Below are 1,319 nucleotides of genomic sequence, written 5' to 3'. Positions count from 1 at the left end.
CCGCCCCGCTCGGCCGCTTCCCGCGCCGCGCCCTCGACCGCCGCGACGACGTCGGCGACGTGGGTGTCCACGCCCACCTCCGGCGCCGCCTCGCCCGCGCGCTCCGCCAGGCCCGTCAGCGTCACCGGCACCGCCTCGTGGCCCGCCGCGCGCAGCTCCGCCGCGACCTCGTCCCACGCCCACGCGCCCAGCCAGAACCCCGGCACCAGCACGAACGTCGCCATATCCGGCCCCCTCCCTCGTCGGTACGGCACACGCTACGGTGAATACCGGACAGACCCCGCCCGGATGACGTGAGTGGCCCGTGTCACACCCCGAACACCCGACGACCCGCCTGCTGGCCATGCTCGAACTGCTGCAGGCACACCACCGCCTCGGCGGCCGCGACCTCGCCCGCCGCCTCGGCGTGGACGAGCGCACCGTCCGCCGCTACGCGGCCCGGCTCGGCGAACTCGGCGTCCCCGTCACCGCCGAACGCGGCCGCCACGGCGGCTACCGGCTCATGCCCGGATACAAGCTGCCGCCGCTGATGCTCACCGACGACGAGGCCGCCGCCGTCGTCCTCGGCCTGCTCGCCGGGCGCCGCCTCGGGCTGCCCGGCCACGCCACCGAGAGCGCCCTCGCCAAAGTGCAGCGCGTCCTGCCCGCCGCGCTGCGCGACCGCGTCCAGGCCCTCCGCGACACCCTCGGGTTCACCTTCGCCGCCCGCGACGCCGACGCCCCCGACACCGGCGCCGTCCTGGCCCTCGCCGGCGCCGCCCGGCAGCGGCGCCGCGTCCGCCTGCGCTACCGGTCCTGGCGCGGCGACGACACCGAACGCGACCTCGACCCCTACGGGCTGGTGTTCCACTCCGGACGCTGGTACGTCACCGGGCACGACCACCGCAGCGGCCAGACCCGCACCTTCCGCGTCGACCGCGTCGCGTCCGCCGAACCGCGCCCCGAACGGTTCGAACCGCCCGGCGACGTCGACCCCGTCGCGCACGTCACCCGATCCCTGGCCGCCGTCCCCTACGCCCACGAGATCGAGGCGGTGCTGGAGACGACGCTCGCCGAGGCGCGCCGCGCGTTCCCGCCGTCGGTCGCCACGCTCACCGGACGCGACGGCGCCGTCGTGCTCACCGCCCGCGCCGAACGCCTCGACGGCGCCGCGCGGATGCTCGCCGGGCTCGGCGCGCCGTTCGTCATCCGCCGCCCCGACGCGCTGCGCGGCCACGTCCGCGACCTCGCCCGCCTCTTGGACGAGCAGGCCGGACGCCGACCGTGACCGTCCCGCGCGGGACGGTCGTCAAGACGGCCGCCATGACGGGGGCCATGAC

General features: G+C 77.3%; 1 protein-coding gene and 1 pseudogene. One reads left to right on the top strand and one right to left on the bottom strand.

Translation table 11 applies throughout. The features are described from left to right. A pseudogene (locus DMH08_RS39515) lies at positions 1-224 on the bottom strand (alpha/beta hydrolase); the annotation flags it as partial. Between the two features lie 80 nt (positions 225-304). Here DMH08_RS39515 and DMH08_RS39510 point away from each other — a divergent pair. Then, positions 305-1,267, top strand: a complete 963-nt coding sequence (locus DMH08_RS39510) for a helix-turn-helix transcriptional regulator (RefSeq protein WP_233618082.1) — start codon at positions 305-307, stop codon at positions 1,265-1,267. The last annotated feature ends 52 nt before the right edge of the window (positions 1,268-1,319 follow it).

The organism is Actinomadura sp. WAC 06369 (genome assembly GCF_003947565.1).
Classification (GTDB): domain Bacteria; phylum Actinomycetota; class Actinomycetes; order Streptosporangiales; family Streptosporangiaceae; genus Spirillospora; species Spirillospora rifamycini.
Note: the sequence above shows the minus strand (reverse complement) of the source record. Positions and strands in the feature narration are given on the sequence as shown.